This is a genomic window from Mycobacterium sp. NPDC050441, assembly GCF_040655355.1.
In the GTDB taxonomy this organism is placed as follows: Bacteria; Actinomycetota; Actinomycetes; order Mycobacteriales; family Mycobacteriaceae; genus Mycobacterium.
Window position 1 is genome coordinate 115,346 of record NZ_JBFAJS010000007.1, and the last position, 24,478, is coordinate 139,823.

The 24,478-nt window shown below is 67.0% G+C and carries 21 protein-coding genes; 14 read left to right on the forward strand and 7 right to left on the reverse strand.

Annotated features, from left to right (window positions below; all coding sequences use genetic code 11):
• Positions 1-92 precede the first annotated feature (92 nt).
• Positions 93-1,562 (forward strand): aromatic amino acid lyase, encoded by a 1,470-nt coding sequence (locus AB0I14_RS21320; protein ID WP_358025678.1) that lies wholly within the window; start codon positions 93-95, stop codon positions 1,560-1,562.
• On the opposite strand, the gene hutH is transcribed toward AB0I14_RS21320, so the two are convergent.
• The gene (hutH, locus tag AB0I14_RS21325) at positions 1,543-3,081 is read right to left on the reverse strand and encodes a histidine ammonia-lyase (protein ID WP_358025680.1); all 1,539 of its coding nucleotides are present in this window, start codon (positions 3,079-3,081) and stop codon (positions 1,543-1,545) included. The two genes, AB0I14_RS21320 and hutH, sit on opposite strands and share 20 nt — an antisense overlap.
• A gap of 69 nt (positions 3,082-3,150) precedes the next feature.
• Between hutH and AB0I14_RS21330 the strand changes: the two genes are divergently transcribed.
• Positions 3,151-4,302, forward strand: a complete 1,152-nt coding sequence (locus AB0I14_RS21330) for a pyridoxal phosphate-dependent aminotransferase (protein WP_358025682.1) — start codon at positions 3,151-3,153, stop codon at positions 4,300-4,302.
• A gap of 11 nt (positions 4,303-4,313) precedes the next feature.
• Here the strand turns inward: AB0I14_RS21330 and AB0I14_RS21335 are convergent, their stop codons facing one another.
• The 4 genes from AB0I14_RS21335 to AB0I14_RS21350 all read right to left on the reverse strand — a co-directional run bounded on the left by AB0I14_RS21335 (position 4,314) and on the right by AB0I14_RS21350 (position 9,849).
• A complete protein-coding gene (locus AB0I14_RS21335) occupies positions 4,314-5,777 on the reverse strand; it encodes an HNH endonuclease signature motif containing protein (protein WP_358025684.1) in 1,464 nt (487 codons plus the stop codon).
• A gap of 72 nt (positions 5,778-5,849) precedes the next feature.
• Complete coding sequence (locus tag AB0I14_RS21340; RefSeq protein ID WP_358025686.1) at positions 5,850-7,781, reverse strand: acetoacetate--CoA ligase; 1,932 nt, start codon at positions 7,779-7,781, stop codon at positions 5,850-5,852.
• Positions 7,778-8,524 carry a 3-hydroxybutyrate dehydrogenase gene (locus AB0I14_RS21345; protein WP_358025688.1) on the reverse strand — a complete coding sequence of 249 codons (747 nt, stop codon included), beginning with the start codon at positions 8,522-8,524 and terminating at the stop codon, positions 7,778-7,780. The genes AB0I14_RS21340 and AB0I14_RS21345 overlap by 4 nt, the downstream gene beginning before the upstream one ends.
• Positions 8,521-9,849, reverse strand: a complete 1,329-nt coding sequence (locus AB0I14_RS21350) for an MFS transporter (protein ID WP_358025690.1) — start codon at positions 9,847-9,849, stop codon at positions 8,521-8,523. The genes AB0I14_RS21345 and AB0I14_RS21350 overlap by 4 nt, the downstream gene beginning before the upstream one ends.
• A 116-nt stretch (positions 9,850-9,965) precedes the next feature.
• Here AB0I14_RS21350 and AB0I14_RS21355 point away from each other — a divergent pair, with 116 nt between their 5' ends.
• Together AB0I14_RS21355 and AB0I14_RS21360 are read left to right on the forward strand one after the other, a co-directional pair.
• Positions 9,966-10,877, forward strand: coding sequence for a LysR family transcriptional regulator (locus tag AB0I14_RS21355; protein ID WP_358025692.1), 912 nt, complete (start codon positions 9,966-9,968; stop codon positions 10,875-10,877).
• 14 nt (positions 10,878-10,891) lie between these two features.
• A complete protein-coding gene (locus tag AB0I14_RS21360) occupies positions 10,892-11,662 on the forward strand; it encodes an alpha/beta fold hydrolase (RefSeq protein ID WP_358025694.1) in 771 nt (256 codons plus the stop codon).
• Here the strand turns inward: AB0I14_RS21360 and AB0I14_RS21365 are convergent.
• On the reverse strand, positions 11,659-12,219 hold the full coding sequence (locus tag AB0I14_RS21365) for a TetR family transcriptional regulator (protein WP_358025696.1): 561 nt from the start codon (positions 12,217-12,219) through the stop codon (positions 11,659-11,661). The genes AB0I14_RS21360 and AB0I14_RS21365 overlap by 4 nt on opposite strands.
• 85 nt (positions 12,220-12,304) lie before the next feature.
• Here AB0I14_RS21365 and AB0I14_RS21370 point away from each other — a divergent pair, with 85 nt between their 5' ends.
• The 10 genes from AB0I14_RS21370 to AB0I14_RS21415 all read left to right on the forward strand — a co-directional run bounded on the left by AB0I14_RS21370 (position 12,305) and on the right by AB0I14_RS21415 (position 23,199).
• Positions 12,305-13,135, forward strand: coding sequence for a mycofactocin-coupled SDR family oxidoreductase (locus AB0I14_RS21370; protein WP_358025698.1), 831 nt, complete (start codon positions 12,305-12,307; stop codon positions 13,133-13,135).
• Positions 13,135-13,935, forward strand: a complete 801-nt coding sequence (locus tag AB0I14_RS21375) for a mycofactocin-coupled SDR family oxidoreductase (protein ID WP_358025700.1) — start codon at positions 13,135-13,137, stop codon at positions 13,933-13,935. Before AB0I14_RS21370 ends, AB0I14_RS21375 begins: the two co-directional genes overlap by 1 nt.
• The gene (locus AB0I14_RS21380) at positions 13,932-14,729 is read left to right on the forward strand and encodes a carboxymuconolactone decarboxylase family protein (RefSeq protein ID WP_358025702.1); all 798 of its coding nucleotides are present in this window, start codon (positions 13,932-13,934) and stop codon (positions 14,727-14,729) included. Before AB0I14_RS21375 ends, AB0I14_RS21380 begins: the two co-directional genes overlap by 4 nt.
• On the forward strand, positions 14,726-16,111 hold the full coding sequence (locus tag AB0I14_RS21385) for an aldehyde dehydrogenase family protein (RefSeq protein ID WP_358025704.1): 1,386 nt from the start codon (positions 14,726-14,728) through the stop codon (positions 16,109-16,111). The genes AB0I14_RS21380 and AB0I14_RS21385 overlap by 4 nt, the downstream gene beginning before the upstream one ends.
• 12 nt (positions 16,112-16,123) lie before the next feature.
• The gene (locus tag AB0I14_RS21390; RefSeq protein ID WP_358025706.1) at positions 16,124-16,675 is read left to right on the forward strand and encodes an ankyrin repeat domain-containing protein; all 552 of its coding nucleotides are present in this window, start codon (positions 16,124-16,126) and stop codon (positions 16,673-16,675) included.
• 84 nt (positions 16,676-16,759) lie between these two features.
• Complete coding sequence (locus tag AB0I14_RS21395) at positions 16,760-17,539, forward strand: DeoR/GlpR family DNA-binding transcription regulator (protein WP_358025708.1); 780 nt, start codon at positions 16,760-16,762, stop codon at positions 17,537-17,539.
• An 86-nt stretch (positions 17,540-17,625) separates the two neighbouring features.
• Entirely contained in the window at positions 17,626-19,137 is a 1,512-nt protein-coding gene (locus tag AB0I14_RS21400; protein WP_358025710.1) for an amino acid permease, read from the forward strand.
• Positions 19,134-20,564: an FGGY family carbohydrate kinase gene (locus tag AB0I14_RS21405; protein ID WP_358025712.1), complete on the forward strand. Its 1,431-nt coding sequence runs from the start codon at positions 19,134-19,136 to the stop codon at positions 20,562-20,564. Before AB0I14_RS21400 ends, AB0I14_RS21405 begins: the two co-directional genes overlap by 4 nt.
• On the forward strand, positions 20,561-21,964 hold the full coding sequence (locus AB0I14_RS21410) for an NAD(P)/FAD-dependent oxidoreductase (protein WP_358025714.1): 1,404 nt from the start codon (positions 20,561-20,563) through the stop codon (positions 21,962-21,964). The genes AB0I14_RS21405 and AB0I14_RS21410 overlap by 4 nt, the downstream gene beginning before the upstream one ends.
• On the forward strand, positions 21,961-23,199 hold the full coding sequence (locus AB0I14_RS21415; RefSeq protein WP_358025716.1) for an NAD(P)/FAD-dependent oxidoreductase: 1,239 nt from the start codon (positions 21,961-21,963) through the stop codon (positions 23,197-23,199). Before AB0I14_RS21410 ends, AB0I14_RS21415 begins: the two co-directional genes overlap by 4 nt.
• Here the strand turns inward: AB0I14_RS21415 and AB0I14_RS21420 are convergent.
• A complete protein-coding gene (locus tag AB0I14_RS21420; protein ID WP_358025718.1) occupies positions 23,180-24,475 on the reverse strand; it encodes a cytochrome P450 in 1,296 nt (431 codons plus the stop codon). The two genes, AB0I14_RS21415 and AB0I14_RS21420, sit on opposite strands and share 20 nt — an antisense overlap.
• Positions 24,476-24,478 lie beyond the last annotated feature (3 nt).

The following is a 24,478-nucleotide window of genomic DNA, read 5'->3' on the forward strand; positions in this document are numbered from 1 at the left end:
AGACGGAATTTCATTTCCATCTAGCGGAATTATCCGTATTCGGCGATGATAGGTTCTGCCACGCGCCAGCGGTAGGGATTGAGGAGAATTACATGATTGTGCTGAACGGGATGGGCACGATTGCTGACGTGGTGGCGCTTGCCGACCGGCGCGAACAGGTCGCGATCTCACCCGAGGTGTTCGCAGCCGTCAGCCGGGCATACGAGCAGGCAGACGACCTCAGCAGCCGTTTCGCCACCTACGGACGAACCACCGGAGTCGGCGCCAACCGCAGCACGCCGGTGCTTCCCGGCGACCACGACTATGGGATGCGCCTACTGCGCAGCCACGCCACCGACGCAGGTGACCCACTCGATCCGCGCACGGTACGGGCGATGCTCGCGGTCCGACTCGTGCAACTGTGCATCCCCGGGGCGGGGCTGGATCCGGAAATCCTGACCGGCCTGGAACGCATGCTCAACACCGATGCCCTGCCCGAACTCCTGCACTACGCGTCGATCGGCACCGGCGACCTCGCGGCGCTCGCGGGTACCGCGCTGACCTTGATCGGCGAGCGGCGCGCCACTGGGCCGTTGGCTGCGATGCCACCCTGGGGGGCGGACAGCGCACTGCCGTTCATGAGCAGCAGCGCACTGACCGTCGGTCGCAGCTGCCTCGCGGTGTCCGAGCTGGCCCGGCTCGAACGCGCTTCGAGCGTCATCTACCTGCTCAGTTTCCTTGCGCTCAACGGCAATCCGTCGGCGTTCTCGGCGGCGGCCGCCCGGGCGGCCGCCGCCCCACAAGTGGAGGCCGTCGCCACCCGATTGCGGTCCCTTTTCGCGGGCGCCGGACAGCCCGACCACACCCCCGCACGCATCCAGGACCCGTACGGCCTACGGGTATACCCGGTAGCGCAGGCGAGCACCGTCGCATCGCTGGGTTCCCTTGTAGGGCAACTGGAGCGGACATTGAACACCGCGCAGGAGAACCCGCTGTTCGACATCGAGGGCGATCAGGTGATCCATCACGGCGCCTTCTACCAGGCGTCGTTGTCACTCGAACTCGACGGGGCCACCCTGGCGATGGCGTTGACCGCGCCCATCACGCATTCGCGGATCAGGATGCTCAACGATCCGGAAACCAACGGCCGCAATGCTTTTCTCGCGGTCAGCGAAGACGGATCATCCGGACTGATGATGGTCGAGTACGTCGCCGCTGGCGCGATCGCCGAGATCCGCGCCGCGGCTCAACCGGCATCTGTCGGGACATTGGTGCTGTCGAGAGGCATGGAGGAGGACGCCACCTTCGCCTCCCAGAGCGCATTGCAACTCGAACGGTCAGTGGCCGCCTACCGGGTGCTGCTGTGCTGCGAACTGGTTGGCGCAGTACGGCTACTGCGCCAACGGGGCCTTCACGACCGCTTCACCGGTGTGGCCGGGGAAGCCATGGCGCTGTCCGCGGACCTGCCCTGGAACGACGAGGATCGCGACCTCCGCGGCGACCTCGCGGCGGCCCAGTTGCTCCTCGACGACATCGGCCGGCTGGTACCCGGCACCGATGACCTCAGCCGAGACGCCCGGTAACCGACTCGGCGGCGCCGACCAATGATCCGTCACGCGCGAGCCCGACGACCGCCTCGATGTCGGGTGCGAGGAACCGGTCCGGTCCGGGCCCCTCGACCCGCTCGCGAACTGCCGCGATGACCGCCCCAGTCGCCGGGGCCGGCACCAGCGGTGCCCGCATGTCGATTCCCCTTGCCGCGGTGAGGACTTCGATGGCCAGCACCCGCGTCAGCCCGTCTATCGCCCGGCGCAGCTTACGGGCCGCCGACCAGCCCATCGACACGTGGTCTTCCTGCATCGCCGAGGACGGGATCGAGTCGACGCTGGCCGGGTTGGCCAGGCGCTTGAGCTCCGACACGATCGCAGCCTGGGTGTATTGTGCGATCATGTGGCCGCTGTCGACGCCGGGGTCGTCGGCGAGGAACGGGTGGAGGCCATGGTTGCGGGCTGCGTCGAGGAAGCGGTCGGTGCGACGCTCGCTGATACTCGCGACATCCGCGACGACGATGGCCAGGAAGTCCAGCACATAGGCGACGGGCGCGCCATGGAAGTTTCCGTTCGATTCGACGGTGCCGAGGTCGGTGACGACCGGATTGTCGATGGTGCTGGCCAGTTCCCAGGTCGCGACGGTACGGGCGTGCGCCACGGTGTCGCGGGCCGCGCCGGCGACCTGCGGGGCACACCGCAGCGAGTACGCGTCCTGGACCAGGGGGCATTCCGGTCCACTGTGGCTGGCCACGATCGGTGACCCGGCCAGGATTCGGGTCATATTCGCCGCGGCGATCCCCTGGCCCGGCTGGGGACGCAGGGCTTGCAGATGCGCCGCGAAAACCCGGTCGGTGCCGAGCAGCCCTTCCACGCTCATCGCCGCCGCGATGTCGGCGAGCACCAGCAGGCGGTCGAGATCGGACAGGGCGAGCACCAGGTGCCCGAGCATGCCGTCGGTGCCGTTGATGAGGGCAAGCCCCTCCTTCTCGGCGAGGTCGACCGGTGTGAGTCCAGTTGCTCGGAGAGCTTCCGCGGCCGGTACCAGGGCGCCGTCGCCGGTGCGCACGGCACCTTCCCCGATGATCGTGAGCGCGACGTGGGCGAGCGGAGCGAGATCACCGGAACAGCCCAGGCTGCCGTATTCGTGCACCACCGGAGTCAGACCCGCGCAGAGCAACCCTGCGTACAACTGCGCGACTTCGGTGCGCACCCCGGTGCGACCGGTGGCCAGCGTCGACAGTCTCAGCAGCATCATCGCCCGGACGACCTCGCGTTCCACCTCGGGTCCCGACCCTGCGGCATGCGAACGAATAAGACCGCGTTGCAGTTTGGTCCGGAGCTCGTGGGGAATGTGACGGGTGGCCAGAGCTCCGAACCCCGTCGAGATGCCGTATGCCGGAGATGGATCGCCAGCGAGGGCTTCGATCCGGGCCCGGCTTGCTGCGATGGCCTCGAGTGCGTCGTCGGCGATGACCACCGGGGCGTCGGCCCGGGCCACCTGCACAACATCGTCGGCGCTGACCGGCCCGACACCCACCACAACCTGTGCCATCCGCTGATTGTGCACGCCGCCGGCAGCCGGCCAGACAGTATTCCCAGAAGGTGTTCTAGCCTGGCTGGGATGGACGTCTCGCTCAGAGCAGGGATCCCGCCGTTCCACGTGATGGACGTGTGGCTGGCCGCCGATGAACGGCAACGCACGCACGGCGACCTGGTCAACTTGTCTGCCGGACAGCCCAGTGCCGGGGCGCCGACGGCGGTGCGCGACGCCGCCGTCGCCGCGCTGAACCAGGGCTCGCTCGGTTACACCGTCGCGCTGGGTCTCCCCGAATTACGCGCCGAGATCGCCGCGTCGTACCGCAAATACGACGTCGAGGTGAGCGTTGACGAGGTGGTGCTCACCACCGGATCCTCGGGCGGATTCCTGCTGACCTTCCTGGCCTGTTTCGACGCCGGCGATCGGGTCGCGATCGCCAGCCCGGGCTACCCCTGCTACCGCAACATCCTGACCGCGCTGGGCTGCGAAGTGGTCGATATCCCGTGCGGCCCCGAGACCCGGTTCCAGCCGACCGTCGCCATGCTCGAGGCGCTCGATCCCCCGGTGGCCGGCGTGATCGTGGCCAGCCCGGCCAACCCGACCGGCACCGTCATCCCGCCCGCCGAATTGGCCGCGATCGCTCGCTGGTGTGACCAGACTGGTGTTCGGTTGATCAGCGACGAGGTCTACCACGGCCTGGTCTATCCCGGCGCCCCCGAGACCAGCTGCGCGTGGGAGACCTCGCGGAATGCCGTGGTGGTCAACAGCTTCTCCAAGTACTTCGCGATGACCGGCTGGCGACTGGGCTGGCTGCTGGTGCCGGGACAACTGCAGCGCGCGGTGGACCGGCTCACCGGCAACTTCACCATCTGCCCGCCTGCGCTGGCACAGCATGCCGCGGTGGCCGCGTTCACGTCGGAGTCGCTGGCCGAGGCCGACGGCCTGCTCTCGCACTACGGCGACAACCGCAGGCTGCTGCTCGACGGGTTGCGCGGTATCGGCATCGATCGGCTGGCCCCGACCGACGGCGCCTTCTACGTGTACGCCGATGTCAGCGATTACACCGACGACTCTCTGGCCTGGTGCTCAAAGCTGTTGGCCGACACCGGCGTCGCCATCGCACCCGGCATCGACTTCGACACCGTGCGGGGCGGCTCCTATGTGCGGCTGTCCTTCGCCGGCCCGACCACCGATATCGAAGAGGCGTTGCGCCGCATCGGTTCCTGGTTGGGCTGACGCCCTGCCGCTCAGAAGGGTGGGGGTTCGGCGTCGGTGTTGAGCCAGGCTTGGTATTGGCGTTCGACGTCTAGGTCGTTGTTGATTTCGGCGCGGAGGCGCCGTTCCTCGGCGATGCGGTCCTGGCGGTCTTGTTCCCGGGTCCGTGTGCGTTTGGGCATCATCGCGGCGCGGTCGGGATGCGGGGCTTGCGGTTCGGGGAGCTTCAAGTCCCCGGTGGATTGGCCCAGCGTCGGGAACATGCCGGCGCCGTGGGGTTCGGTGATGTGGGTGTGCCCGGTCGGCGCGGTGAAAACCACGGTGCCATCGGGTAATTGGCGATCCGTCCAACCGGGACAGAACGTTTTCACCAAATGGTGTGCCCGGCAATACAATTTGGTGTTCGACGGATGCGTCGGGCCTGCAGGCCAGGGTGCGGTGTGGTCGATATCGCAACGTTCGGCGGGGGCGTCACAGCCCGGGAACCGACACGTCAAATCCCGCCACCGAATGAACTCACTCAACGCCACAGACGGCCGGTACTGCGGCTCAGAGTTCTCTGGCTCAGCGGGCTCGGTCGGATCGCTGGGCTCGCCAGGCTCGGTGGGCATGCGCACGGGTTTGATCTTGGCGGTGGCGGCCAGGTCGCGTACTGACTCGGCGGGCAAGATGCCATGGCCGGCCAGATACCCCGGATCATCGGAGGTGCCGTCCACGGTGGCTTGGCCTGCCAGCACATGGACCAACGCAGCATCGGCCGCGGCCCGCTTCTGTGTGGCCGGGCAATCCTCACGACCACACAGGCACGGCAACTGCGATTCCAACCGAGCCACCGGCCCGACCGCATCAGCGCGGCGCTGCTCACGGGTCCGCGGATCGTGCTCACACACCGTGTCGGCCACCGCATCCAGACGCTGACTCAGCGCCACACCGTCGGCAGCGTGGACATTGGCCCACACCGAGGCCATACCCGGGCTGCTCGGTTCGATCTGAACGAACCGCTCCTCATCCACATTGGGCGGGACCCGCACCCCGTTCGGGTCGAGTTTGGCGATCCATTGATCCACCCGATCCCGCAGCTGCCGTTCCGAGAGCCGCATCCATTTGTGGGCGCGGGTGGCCAGTTCTTCATCCAACCCCGCCCACACCGCCGGGTCCACGATGCCGGTGCGGGCGATGATCATCCGCACCACCCGGTGGTCGATATCCCCGACAGCGAACCGGGCGGCCACCAACGGCAACTTGTCGCGCAGCACCCGGGCATGGTGGATCTGGGTGCCGGCCCGGCCCCGACTGATGTTCAACGCCGCTGACACCTCCGCAGCCACCGCTTCGAACGGATCGGTGGTCCAAAAGATCGTCTCGGCCAACTCCCGTTCCCGCAACGTGTCCAGCTCCCCGATCGCCGACAGCCGGCCCGCGATCGCCGTCGACTCCGCCCGCGCCGCAGCACTGATCCTGTCGATCAGCTCCGCGCCGGAATCAAGTTCGAACACGTGTTCGATTATGCCACGACGCTCGGACACATGGGTGAGTCCGCCGAATTTGGCACGCGCCGCACGTGCCACCTAGCGCTTGATCGAGGCGTACCAGTCCAGCAGGTCCGGATCGTCGACCGCGCTGCGCTCGACCACCTTGGCCGCATCGGCTCCCTGGAACAGCTTCTTGATCGGGACCTCGAGCTTCTTGCCCGTGCGAGTGTGCGGGATACCCGGGGCGAGCAGGATGTCGTCAGGCACGTGTCGCGGTGACACCTCGGTGCGGATCGTCTGAATGATCTTGTCCCGCAATGTATCGGTGAGATCGACGCCCTCGGCGAGCACCACGAACAACGGCATCCAGTATCCGCCGTCGGGTTGTTCGGCCCCGATGACCAGGGCCTCGGCGATCTCGGGTAACCGTTCCACCGACTGGTAGATGTCGGCGCTGCCCATCCGGATGCCGTTGCGGTTCAGCGTGGAGTCCGACCGCCCGTGCACGACGATGCTGTCGTGGTCGGTGATGGTGATCCAGTCGCCGTGGCGCCACACTCCGGGGAACATCTCGAAATAGGCGTCGCGGTAACGGGATCCGTCGGCGTCGTTCCAGAATGCGATGGGCATCGAGGGCAGCGGCTTGGTGATCACCAGCTCGCCGACCTCCCCGCGGACGGGATTGCCGGATTCGTCCCAGGAATCCACCGCGGCCCCGAGGTAGCGCGTCGAGAGTTCGCCCGGCCATACCGGGACGGTCGGTGCGCCGCCGATGAAGGCCGACACCACGTCGGTGCCCCCGCTGAGCGACGACACCTGCACCCGCTCGCCGACGTTGTCCCGAAGCCACAGCGCCGACGACGGCGGCAGCGACGATCCGGTGATGCCCACGGTTTTCAGTGCCGACAAATCATGCTGTTCGCGGGGTACCGCGCCGGCTTTCGCGCAGGCCAGCACATAACCGGGGCTCGTACCGAGCACAGTCGCCCGGACGGTGGCGGCGATGTGCCACAGCGCGTCGGCCGTCGGATAGGTGGGGCTGCCCTCGTAGCAGACGATGGTGGCCCCGACCAATAGACCGGCCACCTGGAAGTTCCACATCATCCAGCTCGGGCTGGTGTACCAGAAGAACGTGTCGTCACCACCGATGTCGGACTGCAGCGCCACCGCCTTGAGGTGTTCGAGCAGGACGCCACCGTGGCCGTGCATGATGCCCTTGGGCAGGCCGGTGGTGCCCGACGAGTACAGAACCCACAGCGGGTGATCGAAATCGACCGGTGTCGTGGCCAATTCGGCCCTGCCGGCAGTCGCGGATTCCCAGTCCAGCCAATCCTCCCGGGCCGCACCCAGCCGCGACACGAGCACCGAGGCCTTCAGCGTCGGCAGGCCGTCGCGCACCGCGGCGATGTCGGCGCTCTTGTCGTGGGACTTGCCTCCGAACTGGTAGCCGTCGGCGGTCACGAGCACGGTCGGCTCCAACTGGCCGAGCCGGTCCAGGGCCGCCTTGGCGGTGTAGTCCTGTCCGCAGGCACTCCAGATCGCGCCGATGCTCGCGGTGGCCAGGAACGCGATGATGGCCTCGGCGATGTTGGGCAGGTAGCCGACGACCCGGTCCTCCGGCTGCACCCCAATTGATCGCAGGGTGTGCGCGAAAGCCGCCGTACGGCGCAGCAATTCGGCCCAGGACAGCTCGGTGACCGCGCCGCCTTCGGCAACGCTGAGGATGGCCGGACGGTCGGTGCGGGCCTGGCGGACCACCTGGTCGACGTAGTTGAGCCGGGCACCGGGGAACCACCTCACACCCGGCATCGTGTCGCCGACGAGCACGTGCTCCGGCCGCTCACCCAACTCGAAGTAATCCCACAGCGCGCCCCAGAACGCGGCTGGATCATCGACGGACCACTGCCACAGGCTCTGATAGTCCGGCGCGCTGATTCCGGTGCGGGACTCGACGAACCGGGCGAAGTCGGTGACCCGGGCGGCCTCAATGCCTTCCGGTGTCGGTTCCCATTGAGCTGTTGACGTCATCGTGCGCTCCACCCACCATCCATCGTGTACGACGCCCCGGTCACCATCCGGGCGCTCGGCGACGCCAGCCAACCTACCAACGCGCCTACCTCTTCCGGCTCCACCAGCTGCTTGATCGCGCTTTCCTTCAACAGCACCTCGGCCAGCACGTCCTGCTCTGGAATGCCGTGGATGTGGGCCTGATCGGCGATCTGCTTCGTCACCAACGGTGTGCGCACATAACCGGGGTTGACGCAGTTGCTGGTCACCCCGTGCGGGCCGCCCTCCAGTGCGGTCACCTTCGACAACCCTTCCAGCGCATGCTTGGCGGTGACGTAACCGGACTTGAACTCCGAGGCCCGCAAGCCGTGCACCGACGAGATGTTGACGACGCGACCGAACCCTTGTGCGTACATGTGCGGCAACGCGGCGCGGATCAACAGGAACGGCACCTCGACCATCAACGTCAGCAGCATCCGGAACCGCTCGGGCGGGAATTCCTGGATCGGGTGGATGCTCTGCACCCCGGCGTTGTTCACCAGGATGTCGCAGTCCAGCTGCAGCGCCTCCAGCGCCGATACGTCGAGAAGATCGACAGCCCAAGGCTTTCCACTGATTTCACGGGCCACGGAGGCGGCAGCAGGCCCGTTGATGTCGGCCACCGTCACCACGGCCCCGCGAGACGCGAGCTCACGGGCACAGGCCGCACCGATACCGCTGGCGGCGCCGGTGACCAGGGCCGTGCGGCCGGCCAGATCGCTCATGCCGTCACCCGTTGCAAGTCGGCGGCGTCGATCTCGGCCAGGTCGACCCCCTTGGTCTCACGGGTGAACGCCAACGCGATCAGCGTCACCAACGCGGCCAGCGCGAGGTACACCGCGATGGGCACCGAGGAGCCATAGGTCTTCAACAGCCACACCGCGATGATCGGCGCCAGCGATCCGGCGACGATCGAGGTGACCTGATAACCAAGGGAGACACCGGAATAGCGCATCCGGGTCGGGAACATCTCGGACATCAGTGCGGGCTGTGGCGCGTACATGAGGGCATGGATCACCAGGCCCAGCGTGATGGCCGCGATCACGGGCAGATACTGGCCGCTGTCCATCATCGGGTAGGCGAAGAAGCCCCAGCAGGCGGCGCCGACGGCGCCGATGAAATACACCGGGCGGCGGCCATACCGGTCCGACAGCGCCCCGACCATCGGGATGGCTACGAGGTGCACCGTGTGCGCGATGAGCAGCCACCACAGGATGTCGCTGGTGTCGGAGTGCACGTGCTCCTTGAGATAGGTGATCGAGAACGTGACCACCAGGTAGTACATGATGTTCTCGCCGAATCGGAGACCCATCGCGGTGAACACCCCACGCGGGTAGCGCTTGAGCACCTCGATCGCGCTGAACGAGCTGGCCTTGATCTGTTCGGCTTCCTGTTGGGCCGCAACGAAGATCGGGGCGTCGGTGACCTTGGTGCGGATGTAGTAGCCGACCAGTACCACCACGGCCGACAGCCAGAACGCCACGCGCCAACCCCAGGACAGGAACGCCGCGTCGCTCAGCCAGCCGTAGAGGACCAGCAACACCACCGTGGCCAGCATGTTGCCCACCGGAACACCGGCCTGCGGCCAACTGGCCCAGAAACCGCGCGAACGGTTCGGGCTGTGCTCGGCCACCAGCAGCACCGCGCCACCCCACTCGCCGCCGACCGCGAATCCCTGGAGGAAGCGCAGCGCCACCAGCAGGATGGGGGCCAGGTAGCCGACCTGCCCGAAGGTCGGTAGGCAGCCCATCAGGAAGGTGGCCAGGCCGACGAGGATCAGGCTGAACTGCAGCAGTTTCTTGCGGCCGAGCTTGTCGCCGTAATGGCCGAACACGATGCCGCCGATGGGGCGTGCGAGGAAACCGACGGCGTAAATCAGGAAGGCCTTGAGGATGTTGTCGAAATCGCTCGACCCCTGGTCGAAGAACAACTTGTTGAACACCAGCGTGGCAGCGGTTCCGAAAAGGAAGAACTCGTACCACTCGACCACCGTGCCCGCCATCGAGGCGGCGACGACGCGGCGCAGACCGGTCGTATTGGGCGCGCTCATCCGCGGCTCTCCTTATGACGTGACTGTGATGTGCCTGACAGCTTTCGTGAGTATTCATGCACGCCGAACCCGCCGCAATGGGTAAAACCGCACCAACAGTCTGCAAAAATGCAGAAATGGACGGTGCGCAAAGGCCTGGCCGCCCCAGTGCGGACGATCTGCTCGTTCTGCTGGCCGTCGGCCGCTCCGGCCGCTACACCGCAGCGGCCGATGAGCTGGGCATCAACCACACCACGATCTCGCGGCGCATCGCCGCGTTGGAGCAGGCCATCGGGGGCCGGGTGCTGACCCGCGCGGGCGGCGGATGGGAACTCACCGACCTCGGCCGCGAGGCGCTGGCGGCCGCCGAAGCTGTCGAGTCCGCGGTGTCCGCCCTGGGGACCACCGGCGCCCGGCAACTCGCGGGCGTGGTCCGCATCTCGGCGACCGACGGTTTCAGCGCCTACATCGCCGCGCCCGCGGCCGCCAAGGTGCAACGTCACCATCCCCGCCTGACCGTCGAGATCGTGACCGCCACCCGACGGGCGTCCCAACAGCGTTCGAGCCTGGACGTCGAGATCGTCGTCGGCGCACCCCAGGTGCGACGGGCCGAGGCGATCCGACTCGGCGACTACTGCCTCGGCCTGTACGGCGCACGTGACTACTTGGCCGAGCACGGGACACCGGCCGACGTCGCGGACCTGTCCCGGTTTCCATTGGTCTATTTCATCGACTCCATGCTGCAGGTCGACGACCTCGACATGGCCACCAGCTTTGCGCCCGCCATGCGCGAATCGGTCACGTCCACCAACGTGTTCGTCCATGTCGAGGCCACCCGCGCCGCGGCGGGCCTGGGACTGCTGCCCTGTTTCATGGCCGACCGGCACGAGGACCTGGTGCGGGTGCTGCCCGCAGAAATGACGGTTCGGTTGAGCTACTGGCTGGTGGCCCGGGCCGAGACGTTGCGCCGCCCGGTGGTGGCCGCCGTGGTCGAGGCGATCCAAGAACGGATGGCCGGCCAACACGACGTGCTGCTCGGCATTCGCTGATGCAAAGTAGGGGCATGCCATTCCTCGAGCACGACCGCGGGCGGGCCTACTACCGGCACTGGGCCGCCCCCGAACCCCGCGCGGCCGTCGTCTTCCTGCACGGGTTCGGTGAACACACCGGGGTCTACCACCGCTACGGATTCGCGCTCAATGCCGCGGGCTTCGACCTGTGGGCGGTCGACCAGTTCGGGCACGGTCTGACCCCGGGCACCCGAGGGGATTTCGGCAGCATCGAGGACAGTTCATCGCTGGCCGAGGCGCTGACCGCCCTCGCCGAGCATGCGACCCCGGGCATACCTCTGGTGGCACAAGGACATTCGTTCGGTTCGGTGGTGACCCTGTTCCGGCTGCTCGGTGAACCCCGCCGGTACCGGGCCGGCATCATCTCCGGTGCCCCGCTGGTTCCGATCCCCGAAATGCTCGATCCGGACACCTCATTGGACCTGGATCCGAACTGGCTCTCGTCCGACCCGTTCTACCTCGATGCCATGGAGAACGACCCACTGGCCTTCGTCGACGCCGACGGAGCCGCGCTCACCCGCGAGCTGGACCGAGCCTGGGACCGATTCGGCGCGGAACTGCCCAAGCTCGCCGTGCCCACCCTGGCCCTGCACGGGTCGGCCGACGTCATCGCCCCGGCCGGCGCGGTCAAGGCCTATGCCGAACAGATAGAACCCTTGCAGTTCAAGGAGTTTGACGGCGGCCGCCACGACATCCTGAACGAGTCCGTGCACCGCGAGGTCGCCGCCGACATCGTTGAGTTCATCGACGCGCAGATCGTCTAACGCCCCGCGTCGTAGCCCGCCGTGAGCCAGTAGATAGTCCGGTCGAGGCTCGGCAGGATCTCGGTGATGGCGATCTCGCCCGCGGTGAAGCGGCCGACCAGTCCGAACACCAGGCTGGTCGCGATGTTGTCGAGATCGTGCACGAATGCTTCATCCACTCCGGCCAGGATGGACAGGCCCGCGGGCACCACCGCGTCGAGGCCGCGGCGCACCAGACGGTCCCCACCCGGGGCCGCCCTGGCCCGCGAGTAGGCCCGCAGCATGTCCGGGTGCTTCTCCCACGGCTCGAAGATGGTGCGGAACATCCGCATCAGTGCCTCGTACAGGGACTCCCCCGGCGCGCGCACCTGTCCGGCCACTCCCGAATACCGGTTCTCGGCCATCCAGGTATCGAGCGCGGCCAGGATCAACTCATCGCGGGTGGAGTAGCGCTTGTAGATCGTGGCCAGTGAGGTCTTGGCCCGGCGCGCCACCTCACGCAGTTGCACGGCCTCATAGCCCTCGGTCTCGAGGATCTCCACGACGATGTCGAGGATCCGATCACGCTCATCTGCCACTTCGAGAACACCCTTGCCGCCGGAGAGTAACCACGTTACCGTACCGCTGTAACACGGTTACAGCCATTCGGCGAAGCGAGGATCAATGGGAAATCTGGACGGAAAAGTCGCCTTCATCACCGGGGTAGCCCGGGGTCAGGGCCGCAGTCACGCGGTGGCGCTTGCCGGTGAAGGCGCCGCCATCATCGGTGTGGACATCTGCGCCGACATCCCATCCAACGGCTATCCGATGGCCAGCCGCGAGGAGCTCGACGAGACCGTCGCGCTGGTCGAGGCCGCGGGCGGCAAGATGATCGCCTCGGTCGCCGATGTGCGTGACTTCCACGCACTCAAAGCCGCACTCGACGCGGGCGTCGAGCAGTTCGGACGGCTGGACATCGTGCTCGCCAACGCCGGCATCGCCACGATGGCGTTCCGTGAGCTGACCATCGAAGAAGACCTGGAGATGTGGACCGACGTGCTCGACGTCAACCTCGTCGGGTCGTTCCACACCGCCAAGGCCGCGATCCCCCACCTGATCGAGGGCGGGCGCGGTGGGTCGATCGTCTTCACCAGTTCCACTGCCGGGCTGCGCGGCTTCGGCGGCCTGCAGGGCGGCGGGCTGGGCTACGCCGCATCCAAGCACGGCATCGTCGGGCTGATGCGTACCCTGTCCAATGCCCTTGCCCCGCAAAGCATCCGGGTCAACTCCGTGCACCCGACCGCGGTCAACACCATGATGGCGGTCAACCCGGCGATGACGGCGTTCCTGGAGAACTACCCCGACGGCGGTCCGCACCTGCAGAACCCGATGCCGGTGTCGCTACTGGAGCCTCAAGACATCAGCGCGGCCATCAGCTATCTGGTGTCCGACGCTGCCAAGTACGTCACCGGGGTCACCCTCCCTGTCGACGCCGGCTTCACGAACAAACTCTGATGGGGCGGGTCGCCGGCAAGCGCGTGCTGATTACCGGAGCAGCACGCGGTATGGGCCGAAGCCACGCGGTACGCCTGGCCGAGGAGGGCGCCGACCTGATCCTCGTCGACATCTGCGAATCGCTGCCGGAGGTGGAGTATCCCCTGGCCACCCGCGACGATCTGGACGAAACCGCCCGCCTCGTCAGGGAACTCGGCCGTCAGGCCCTGCCCTACGTGGTCGACGTGCGCGACGGTGCGGCATTGAGCGCCGCAGTCGCCGAGGGTGTGGCTGAGCTCGGCGGTCTGGAGGCCTCGGTGGCCAACGCCGGGGTTCTGACCGCGGGCACCTGGGACACCACCACCGCGGAGCAGTGGCGCACCGTCGTAGACGTGAACCTGATCGGCACGTGGAACACCTGCGCGGCCGCACTGCCGCATCTGGTGGAACACGGCGGCAGCCTGATCAATGTCAGTTCGGTGGCGGGGATCAAGGGCTCACCGCTGCACACGCCCTACACCGCATCCAAACACGGCGTGGTCGGTCTCAGCCGCGCCCTGGCCAATGAGCTTGCCGCGGTCAATGTTCGGGTCAACACGGTGCATCCCACCGGAGTCGCCACCGGGCTGCGGCCCGACACCCTGCACACCCTGATCCACGAGACCCGTCAAGACCTGGGGTCGATTTTCCAGAATGCGCTGCCGATCCAGATGACCGAGGCACTGGACATCAGCAATGCGGTGCTGTTCCTGATCTCCGACGAGGCCCGGCACGTCACCGGGCTGGAGTTCAAGGTCGACGCCGGGGCGACGATCCGATGACCGCATCCGATACCCGGACCGAGCGCGGCAGGCGCGAGTTCGCCGAGGTGATGACGTTCGAGGCACCCGCGGATGGTTCCCCGGCCGCGTCGAACCTCATCGACTTCGTGTTCGCCGAGGTGTGGCCCCGCACCGCGCTCTCCCGCCGGGACCGACGGTTCGTCACGCTGCCGTGCGTCGCGGCGGCCGACGCCGAAGGGCCACTGCGCGACCACGTCTACGCCGCGCTCAACAGCGGCGACGTGTCCATCGTCGAAATGCGCGAAACCGTTCTGCATTTCGCGGTGTACGCCGGGTGGCCCAAGGCCTCGCGGTTCAACATCATGGTCGACGAGCAATGGGACCGGATTCATCGCGAGCGGGGGCTGACACCGCCCGCACCCGAGCCGCTGCTGCCGCTCACCACGCCCAGCGATCCGGAGGACCGGTTGCTCTGCGGTGAGCAGTCATTCCGGGACATCAACCGCATCCCGTTCGCCCCGACCCGCGACAACCCGTACTCCGGGGCAGGCATCCTCAACTTCGTGTTCGGGGAGATGTGGCTGCGTCCCGGACTCGGCATGAAGGAACGGCGTCTGGTGACGGTGGCCTGCGTGGCATTCCAGGATGCGCCGCTGCCGATCCTGAGCCACGTCTACGCCGCGCTGAAGAGCCGCGACGTCTCGTTCGAGGAAATGGATGAGCTGGCACTGCATTTCGCGGCATACTACGGATGGCCCAAGGCGTCGAACCTCAACCAAGTGATCGGCGAACAGAAGCAGCGGGTGCTCGAAGAATGGCGCAGCGAGGCATGAAATTCGAGCACATCTACCCGGCGACCGGCCGGCCGAACGGGACCGTGGACCTGGCCGGTGCCGCCGAGATCGACGACGCGGTCCAGGCAGCGACCAAAGCGCAGCGGGAATGGGTCTCGCTGACCGTCGACCGGCGCCGTGACGTGCTGATCGGCCTGGCCGACGTGGTGCACGAGCACCTCGGAGAGCTCGCCGAACTCAACGTGGCCGATTACGCGGTGCCGATCTCGTTCGCCGGCACCGCAATGCTTCTCGAACGGTTCCTGCGGCATTTCGCGGGTTACGCCGATAAACCGCACGGGTTGAGCACGCCGGTCAACGGGTCGTTCGACATCAACCTCGTCGAGCGTGAGCCCTACGGCGTCGTCGGCGTCATCACCCCGTGGAACGGCGCGCTCGTCGTCACCGGATCCTGCGTCGCCCCGGCACTGGCCGCCGGCAATGCCGTCGTCCTCAAACCCTCGGAGCTGGCACCCTTCGCGGCGCTGCGCTTCGGCGAGCTGTGCCTCGAAGCCGGACTCCCCGAGGGCCTGGTCACCGTCGTCCCCGCCGACGCCGAAGGCGGCGAGGCGCTGGTGCGTCATCCCGGCATCGGCAAGATCGCCTTCACCGGCGGCGGCGCCACTGCACGCAAGGTATTGCAGGCCGCCGCAACGAATCTCACCCCTGTGGTGACCGAGCTGGGCGGCAAGTCTGCCAACCTCATCTTCGCCGATGCCGATCTCGACCTCGCTGCCACGCTGTCGGCGCATCAGGGCCCGCTCATGCAATCAGGGCAGAGCTGCGCGTGCGCGAGCCGGATACTGGTCCACGACGCGGTCTACGACGAATTCCTGGAGAGGTTTCTGGGTGTGGTCGGTTCGGCCAACGTCGGCGACCCGATGAATCCGGCGACCACGTTCGGCCCGGTGATCAGCCAGGCCGCCGCCGACCGGATCCTGGCCGTGGTCGACGCCGCGGTCTCGAGCGGGACCGGTGAATTGCTGCTGGGCGGCAAGCGAATCGGCGGCGACCTCGCCGACGGCTACTACGTCGAGCCGACCGTGTTCGGTGGCGTGGACAACACCTCGGAACTCGCGCAACTGGAGACCTTCGGGCCGGTGGTGTCGGTGATGCGATTCCGCGACGAGGACGAGGCCGTGCGGATCGCCAACGACACCCCCTACGGTCTGAACGCGTTCGTCCAGACGACGGATCTCAATCGCGCCCACCGGGTGGCCCGTCGGCTGGAGTCCGGGTCCGTGTGGATCAACCAGTTCAGCGACATCTCTCCGCAGGGCCCCTACGGCGGCTACAAGCAGAGCGGCTCAGGACGCACCGGGGGTGTGGAAGGCCTCAACGAGTTCCAGCAGGTGAAGAACATCCGGATCGCCGTGCGTTGATACGGTTTCCCGGTGAAGTTCAGGTTCACCCCTGGCCGCCGAAACGACCGCACTGTCGTGCCGCGCGATGATCCGGTCGGTACCGACCGCGCAGGCCGCACGGCCCTGCATTACGCCGTGACAAATGATCCGGTCGGCTTGAACTACACCGCTGCCCTGAAGGACCCGCAGCTCGCGGCCGAGAACTTCCGGATCGGCAACAAGTTTCGGATCGAGAACACCACGCGACTGTTGGCGCTGGGCGCCGACGTCAACGCGGTCGAGAACGTCGGGATGACGCCGCTGCACTTCGCCGCCCAGAGCGACAGCGTCGACATCGTGAAGATCCTCCTCGAGGCGCACGCCGAGGTGAACGCAATCGCCGAAGACGGCTGCACACCGCTCTATCAAGCCGTGCGCAACACGACCGGGAAACGGGCCGAGATCGTGGCGGTGTTGATGGCGGCTGGGGCCGACCCAACCATCGATGACGGTAAGGGGCCGGCGGTACTGAGGTTTATCGCGCGCGTCGGCGATACCCACCTGCGCGACATGATGAGCGAGTACGGATACCCCCTCGACTGATTTCCCGGTTCCGGTTGACGTGAGCCAGGCAACACCCCACAATAACCGTCATGTCCGGTCAGAAATCCACAACGACGGTCAGCCATGCTGCCGGTTGAACGTCATGAGGCGATCGTCGATGCGGTAGACACCGCCCAGACGATCAGCACGGACGAACTGGTCCGCCGCCTCGGGGTATCGGCCGAGACGGTCCGCCGTGACCTGGCCCTTCTCGAGGAACGCGGTGCGCTGCGCCGCGTCCACGGCGGCGCGGCCGCAGTCGCTGACCACCGCCCCATCGAGCCGTCCTACACCGAGCGCACGATGATCCGCCACCAGGCCAAGGCCCAGCTGGCCCGGGTCGCAGCGGGTCTGCTCGAAAACGGGCAGACCGTGATCATCGACATCGGGACGACGGCCGTGGCCGTCGCGCACGCCATCCCCCGGGGTTTCACCGGCACCGTAATCACCCCATCCCTGCCCGTCGCGGTGGAACTGGCCGACCGGCCCGGAATCCAGCTACTGCTGGCCGGCGGACGCGTCCGGGCCGGCGACCTGGCTTGCTCGAACGCACACACCAAGGCCTTCTTCAACGACATCTACGCCGACATCGCACTGCTCGGGTCCGGCGGCGTGGACGCGGCGGCCGGGCTCACTGACTTCCATCTCGACGAGATCGATGTCCGTCGCACGATCATCGCCAACAGTGCCCGCAGCTACATCCTGGCCGACTCCTCCAAGCTCGGGCAGGTCGCGCCCTACCGGGTCTGCGATCTGAGTGCGGTCAACGGACTGATCACCGACCAGAGCACCGACCCAGCCGTTGCAGCGGCTTTCGAGGAGACGGGGGGTGTGGTCATGCCGGCGCGGCCGGCAAGCGCCTGAAACGGGTGCGGGCGACGTTGCAGCGTCGCCCGCGGACCGAGCTCAACCTTCGCGAAACAGTCAAATTCCGTCAGAAAGCCCGATCGATGCCCAATTCTTCCACACCGCCCACACCGAAAAACGTCTCCGCGTACGGCTACACCGAGACCCTGGAACGCGGCACCGGCAAGTTCGCCTCGTTCGCCGTGGCCTTCGCGTTCGTCTCGATCGCCACCGGAATCTTCACCACCTATGGCAGCGTGCTCAACAGCTCCGGCCCCATGGGCATCTGGACCTGGCCGTTCGTCATCGTCGGACAGGTCGCGGTGGCGCTGCTGCTCGGCTCGCTGGCCGCCCGCATCCCGGTGACCGGCTACGCCTACCAGTGGGTGTCACGGCTGGCCAATCCCATCCTGGGCTGGATCACCGGCTGGATCTCCTTCACCTTTTTGGCGATCGTGGTGGTCGCGGTGGACTACACCGTCGCCGCCACCGTGGTACCCGCACTGTTCGATTTCACCGGCACCCCCGCGACCTCATTCCTGATCACCGCCGGAGTGCTGCTGCTGCAAGCATTGCTGGTCGGGTTGTCGACCAAGTGGACCGAGCGGGTAAACAACTTCGCCGTCACCGCCGAGCTGATCGGGATGGTCGCCCTGGTCGTATTGCTGTTCATCGTCGGCGTGATCGCGCACAAGCTCTCGGTCGGCAATCTGTTCTCCCGCGGAGATATCCCGGCCGAGGGTTACTGGAGCTTCGGCACCGCCACTTCGGTGGGCCCGTGGATGCTCGGCTTCCTGCTCGGCGCCTTCACCATCGTCGGTTTCGAGTCGGCCGCCAACCTCGCCGAAGAGACCAAGAACCCCGAAATCGTTGTGCCACGTGCGATGTGGCAGGCCGTGCTGGCCTCGGGCGTGCTCGGCTTCCTTTTCCTGTTGGTGGTGACCGCTGCGGTCAACGATCCGACCACGCTGGCCCAGTCGGGTACCCCGATCGCCGACGTGATCCGCGACATCCTGGGCTCCTTCGTCGGCACCGCGCTTCTCATCCTGGTGGCCATCGCGATCTTCGCCTGCGGGCTGGTGATCCTGATGAGCGGTGTGCGTCTGGTCTGGGCGATGTCGCGCGATCAGCGCTTTCCGGGATGGCAGGTACTGCACAAGGTTTCACCGCGATTCCGCACCCCGGCGAACGCCACCGTCTTCATGGCGGCCACCTCGGCCGTGATCCTCGGAATCTTCTCCACCAGCACCGACGCGCTGTTCAAGCTGTTCTCCGCGGCGACGCTGCTCCCCGCCACCATCTACGCGATCACCGTCGCCCTCTACATCGCGACCCGCAAGAAGCTGCCCCCGAGCGCCGGCTTCAAACTGGGCCGCTGGGAGATCCCGGTTTTGGCTGTCGCGGTGGTGTGGCTGGTGTTCGTTCTCTCCCTGTTCCGCGACGCGTCCTTCAAGGACCCCTGGCTGTACGTGTTGGTGATGGTGGCCATCGGTGCGGTGTACCTCGGCTACCTGCTGATCACCCGCGGCAAGGATGGGCTGAAGATGCCCGCGATGGCCTCGATCGACGCCGAACTGGACCATGTCGCAGGCGATACCGAGGATGCCGTGAAATGACGGTACTGGCCATCGACCAAGGCACCTCGGGCACCAAGGCGATCGTTGTCGATCCCGAAGAGGGTGTTGTAGGCATTGCCGAGGTCGCTGTCCACCCGCGCTACCTCGACGGCGGCGGCGTCGAGCAGGACCCGGCAGAACTGCTGGAGTCCGTGCTCGGCGCCGGGCGCGCCGCACTCGAACAGGCCGGGCGACCGGTGGACGCGGTGTCGCTGGCGAATCAGGGTGAGACCGTGCTGGCCTGGGATCCCGCCACCGGCGAGCCCCTGACCCAGGCCATCGTGTGGCAGGACCGGCGCGCCGAATCGCTGTGCGCCGGCCTGGCCGAACACGCCGACATGCTCGCCGCCCGAACTGGATTGGTGCTCGACCCGTACTTCTCGGCGCCGAAGATGGCCTGGCTACGGCGCAACATGGGCGGAGTGGCCGGCAGCGTCATAACTACATCCGACACCTGGCTGCTGCACCAGCTCACCGGCGAGTTCGTCACCGATGCCACCACGGCCAGCCGGTCGGCAGCCGTGGAGCTGGGCACCCAGGACTGGAGCCCTGAGTTACTGGCTGTGTTCGGTCTGGACGGCGAGCGCCTGCCCCGGATCGCCTCCAACGACGAGATCATTGGCACCACATCGGCTTTCGGTTCCGCTATCCCGGTCGGTGGCATTGTGGTGGACCAGCAGGCCGCGCTGCTGGCCGAAGCCTGCCTCGAATCCGGTATGGCCAAGTGCACGTTCGGAACCGGCGCCTTCCTGCTGTCCAACACCGGCACCACGCCGGTGCGCTCCACGACCGGCCTGACCTCCTCGGTGGCCTGGCGCGTCGGCGGTGTCGACTCGTTCTGCATCGACGGCCAGGTCTATACCGCGGCCTCAGCCGTCAAATGGCTCACCTCACTCGGCGTGATCAACGGGGCCGCCGAGATGGACGGCGTTGCCGAATCCGACAACGCCGGGGTGCTCTGCGTTCCGGCGTTGGCCGGCCTGGCCGCTCCATGGTGGAAATCGCAAGCCACCGCAACGATCTCGGGCATGACACTGTCCACCGGACGCGGGCACATCGTGCTGGCGGTACTGCAGGGTATCGCCGCCCAGGTCGCCGAGCTGGTGTCGGCTATCGACGCCGACGCACCACCACTGACCCGGCTGCGCGCCGACGGCGGGCTCACCCAGTCCACGGTGCTGATGCAGGCCTGCGCCGACATCCTGCAGGTGCCCGTCGACGTGTATCCCTCGGCGCACGCCACTGCCTTGGGCGCCGCCGCGCTCGCCCGACTCAGCCTGGCACCTGAGAAGTCGATGGCCGACGTCGTCACCGACTGGACCCCGTCGGCGAGTTACGAACCCCGCTGGAGTCCGCCACGCGCCGCCGAATTCCGCTCGGCCTGGCGCGAACTCGCCGAGAACACGTACAACCAGGAGATTTCATGAACACCCCGAGTAGGCCCGACGTGTTCGACGTCGTGGTCATCGGAGCCGGAATCGTCGGCTCAGCCATAGCGCGTGAGCTGTCGGGATACCAACTGTCCGTTGCCCTGCTCGAAGCCCGCGACGATGTCGGCGACGGAACCAGCAAGGCCAACACGGCAATCCTGCACACCGGGTTCGACGCCAAACCCGGAACGCTGGAATCCAGGATGGTCAGCCGCGGTTACGAGCTGCTGTCCGACTACGCGAGCCGAACCGGCATCCCGGTCGAGCACACCGGAGCCATCCTGGTGGCGTGGGACGACGAGCAGCTCGATGCCCTACCGGGATTGAAGGAGAAGGCCGAGGCAAACGGGTATCAACGGTGCGAGATCGTCGATTCCGCCGCCGTCTACGCCGCGGTTCCCGCGCTGGGACCGGGCGCACTCGGCGGCCTCACCGTGCCCGACGAATCGATCATCTGCACCTGGACGGTGAACCTCGCGCTGGCCACCGATGCTGTCAACCGGGGCACCACCTTGCTGACCGATCACCGGGTGGAACGCGTCGAGACCGGTGACGAGGTGACCACACTGCACACCTCCGCGGGCGCTGTTCGTACCCGGTGGGTGGTCAACGCGGCCGGCCTGGGAGCCGATGTCATCGACAACCTCTTCGGCTTCTCGCGATTCAACGTGACGCCGCGCCGTGGCGAGCTCATCGTCTACGACAAGCTGGCACGGCCGTTGGTCGACAAGATCGTGCTGCCGGTGCCCACCTCACGCGGGAAGGGGGTTCTGGTGAGCCCCACCATCTACGGCAACGTCATGCTCGGCCCCACCTCCGAGGACCTCACCGACCGCAGCGCAACCGGCACTTCGGAAACCGGATTCGAGTTCCTCCTGGAAAAGGGTCGCGCGCTGATGCCCCGGCTCCTTGCCGAAGAGGTCACCGCGACCTATGCCGGGTTGCGGGCCGCGATCGACCACGGCGACTACCTGATCGAGGCCGATCCGGCGCAGCACTACCTGCTGGTCGGCGGGATCCGGTCCACCGGCCTGACCGGGGGCATGGCGATCGCCGAATACGCCCGCGATCAACTGATCTCGGCAGGACTTGAGCTCACCCCGGCCGAGCGGCCGCCGGCCCCGCCGCAGATGCCCAACCTCGGCGAGGCATTCCCCCGTCCCTATCAGCAGGCCGAGAAGATCGCCGCCGACCCTGCCTACGGCCGGATCGTGTGCTTCTGCGAACGGGTCACCGAAGGTGAACTGCGCGATGCCTGCCATTCCGTCATCCCACCCGCGGCCCTGGAAGGCCTGCGACGACGCACCCGCGTGATGAATGGCCGCTGCCAAGCATTCTTCTGCGGCGCCGAGGTGCAGTCGGTGTTCGAGCGCGAATCTCAGGAGACGAATCGATGAGCACCTACGACGTCGCGATCATCGGCGGCGGGCCCGCCGGCCTGACCGCCGCCACCGAGCTGGCCCGCGACTCAAGCCTCAATGTGGTTGTGCTGGAACGCGAATCCGAGGCTGGAGGCATTCCACGCCACAGCGACCATCCCGGCTACGGCATCCGCGATATGAAGACCTCCATCAGCGGGCCGGCGTACGCACGTCGTCTGGTCCGCGAGGCAGCGGAGGCCGGAGCCGAGATCCGTACCTCCACCATGGTGACCGGCTGGGCCGGCGATAAATCCCTGGAACTCACCTCGCCCGCCGGCCGCGAATGCCTCGACGCGCGCGCGATCGTCCTGGCCACCGGCGCCCGCGAACGGGCCCGTCCGGCCCGGATGATCCCCGGCGACCGGCCCTCTGGCATCTACACCACCGGGCAGCTACAGAACACCGTGCACCTGCAGCACCGCAGCGTGGGCAAGCGCGCCGTCATCGTCGGAGCCGAACTGGTCAGCTACTCGGCAGTGCTCACCCTCAAGCATGTCGGGTGCGAAACCGCTTTGATGACAAGCGAATACCCGTCGCCCGAGTCCTACGCAGTGTTCAACCTCGCCGGCCGCACCCCGTTCATGGGCGTCAAGGTGGCCACCACCACCCGCGTGACCCGCATCATCGGCAAGGGCGTGGTCGTAGGCGTGGAGATCGAGAATACGCGGACCGGGCAGCGCCGCATCGTGGCATGCGACACCGTGGTGTTCACCGGCGACTGGATTCCCGACCACGAGCTGGTCCGCTCCGCCGGTCTCGACATGGACCCGAGCAGCCTGGGACCCGTCGTCGACACCGCACTGAGGACCAGCCGGGACGGCGTTTTCGCGATCGGCAACCTGCTGCACCCGGTGGACACCGCCGACATCGCCGCACTCGACGGCCGGCATGTGGCAGCCCAGGTGCGTCGCTACCTCGATGGTGCGGCCATCCCGGACGAGGCGATCCGCATCGAGGCCGCAGCCCCACTGCGATGGGTCGCGCCCGGCCTGCTGCGTCCCGGCGACCCCGCGCCCGCGCGTCACCGACTGCTGTTGTGGACCGACACCCTGGTGCGTATACCGAAAGTCGTTGCGCGCCAGGATGGCAAGGTCATCGGCCGCAAGACGCTGCCGTGGCCGGCCTCACCGGGCCGCGTGTTCCGGGTCCCGTCGAGCATTCTCGACGGGGTTGATCACCACGGCGGGCCCGTCAGCCTTTCGCTGGGGTGAACTCGATGTTCAGTTCGGTGAGACCACGCAACAGGAATGTCGGCTCGTAGGCGTAGTTCCGTCGTCCGACCGGACCGTGCACGGATTCATCGATCCTGATGTCCCGCATACGGTCCAACAGGCGGCGGACGGTGATCTGCCCCTCGACCCGCGCCAAGGGAGCGCCGGCGCACGTGTGGATGCCGCGACCGAAAGCGATGTGCTCGCGGACGTTCTTGCGATCCGGACGGAACGTCTGGGGATCGTCGAACTTGCGGGGATCTCGGTTGGCCGCGCCGAGGCACAGCATCACGATGGTCCCGGCCTTGAGGTGGACGCCGCCGAGCGTGGTGGTCTTACGGACCAAGCGGAAGTCGATCTTCGTAGGTGAGTGCATCCGCAGCGCTTCCTCGATGAAAGTCGGGATACCGTCCGGGTTCTCACGCAGCATCTGCTGGTATTCGGGGTGGTCCCCAAGGGTCTGCACCGCGGCGGTAAGCAGCTTGGTGACGGTCTCCTGCCCGGCGGCGAACAGGAAGGTGGCCGGCTTGACGACCTCCAGCAGTTCCGGCGTCGAGCCGTCGGGATAGGTGGCGGTGGCCATGCCGGAGAGCACATCACCGCGCGGCTCGCGCCGGCGCTCGGCGAGGTATCCGGCGAACTTGCCGTCCAGGTACTGCAGCGGGTCCAGCCCCACCGGCTCACCGTCGAGCGCCCCGACCCGGTTGCCCTCCGGCCGCTCGGCACCAAGTGCGGCAAGGAATTCGGGTCGGTCTTCCTCAGGAACGCCCAAGAGGTCGATGATCGCCGAGGTGGCGAAGGGTTTGGCGTACTCGGACAGGAACTCGCATTTTCCAGCCGCACCAGAGGGGTCCATGAACTGGTCGAGCTGGTGATCGACCAGCTGCCACATGTAGTCCTCGTTCTCCTTGAGGCGACGAGGCGTGAGCAGCTTGCTCAGCAGCGACCGGGCGCGCTCATGCTGCGGCGGGTCCATGACCACCATGTGCTCGTGGATCGGGAACAGGTGGCGATGCGCCTCGATCTGCTCGCTGATGTCGTCGCCCTCGGGTTCGAAAGGCAACGGCGGGAACAGGCCGCCTATGGCGTTCACGGCTGAGAACGACGCATGATCTTTGAAGGCCGCCATGACTTCCTGGTAGCCGGTCACCGCCACCACGCCGTGATGCGGCTCGGCGAACACCGGCCCGTTGCTGCGCAGGTATTCGTAGTACTCGTACGGATCCTGGGCGACGGCCGGGTCGGCGAAGTAGTCGACTGACGCGAGATCGGTCATGGC

Coding starts and splice junctions, on each gene's coding strand:
- AB0I14_RS21375 (WP_358025700.1), top strand. CDS start 13,135: ATGGGGCGGGTCGCCGGCAAGCGCGTGCTGATTACCGGAGCAGCACGC.
- AB0I14_RS21385 (WP_358025704.1), top strand. CDS start 14,726: ATGAAATTCGAGCACATCTACCCGGCGACCGGCCGGCCGAACGGGACC.
- AB0I14_RS21415 (WP_358025716.1), top strand. CDS start 21,961: ATGAGCACCTACGACGTCGCGATCATCGGCGGCGGGCCCGCCGGCCTG.
- AB0I14_RS21420 (WP_358025718.1), bottom strand. CDS start 24,475: ATGACCGATCTCGCGTCAGTCGACTACTTCGCCGACCCGGCCGTCGCC.
- AB0I14_RS21320 (WP_358025678.1), top strand. CDS start 93: ATGATTGTGCTGAACGGGATGGGCACGATTGCTGACGTGGTGGCGCTT.
- AB0I14_RS21360 (WP_358025694.1), top strand. CDS start 10,892: ATGCCATTCCTCGAGCACGACCGCGGGCGGGCCTACTACCGGCACTGG.
- AB0I14_RS21345 (WP_358025688.1), bottom strand. CDS start 8,524: ATGAGCGATCTGGCCGGCCGCACGGCCCTGGTCACCGGCGCCGCCAGC.
- AB0I14_RS21355 (WP_358025692.1), top strand. CDS start 9,966: ATGGACGGTGCGCAAAGGCCTGGCCGCCCCAGTGCGGACGATCTGCTC.
- AB0I14_RS21400 (WP_358025710.1), top strand. CDS start 17,626: ATGCCCAATTCTTCCACACCGCCCACACCGAAAAACGTCTCCGCGTAC.
- AB0I14_RS21340 (WP_358025686.1), bottom strand. CDS start 7,781: ATGACGTCAACAGCTCAATGGGAACCGACACCGGAAGGCATTGAGGCC.
- AB0I14_RS21395 (WP_358025708.1), top strand. CDS start 16,760: ATGCTGCCGGTTGAACGTCATGAGGCGATCGTCGATGCGGTAGACACC.
- AB0I14_RS21330 (WP_358025682.1), top strand. CDS start 3,151: ATGGACGTCTCGCTCAGAGCAGGGATCCCGCCGTTCCACGTGATGGAC.
- AB0I14_RS21380 (WP_358025702.1), top strand. CDS start 13,932: ATGACCGCATCCGATACCCGGACCGAGCGCGGCAGGCGCGAGTTCGCC.
- AB0I14_RS21350 (WP_358025690.1), bottom strand. CDS start 9,849: ATGAGCGCGCCCAATACGACCGGTCTGCGCCGCGTCGTCGCCGCCTCG.
- AB0I14_RS21405 (WP_358025712.1), top strand. CDS start 19,134: ATGACGGTACTGGCCATCGACCAAGGCACCTCGGGCACCAAGGCGATC.
- AB0I14_RS21370 (WP_358025698.1), top strand. CDS start 12,305: ATGGGAAATCTGGACGGAAAAGTCGCCTTCATCACCGGGGTAGCCCGG.
- AB0I14_RS21410 (WP_358025714.1), top strand. CDS start 20,561: ATGAACACCCCGAGTAGGCCCGACGTGTTCGACGTCGTGGTCATCGGA.
- hutH (WP_358025680.1), bottom strand. CDS start 3,081: ATGGCACAGGTTGTGGTGGGTGTCGGGCCGGTCAGCGCCGACGATGTT.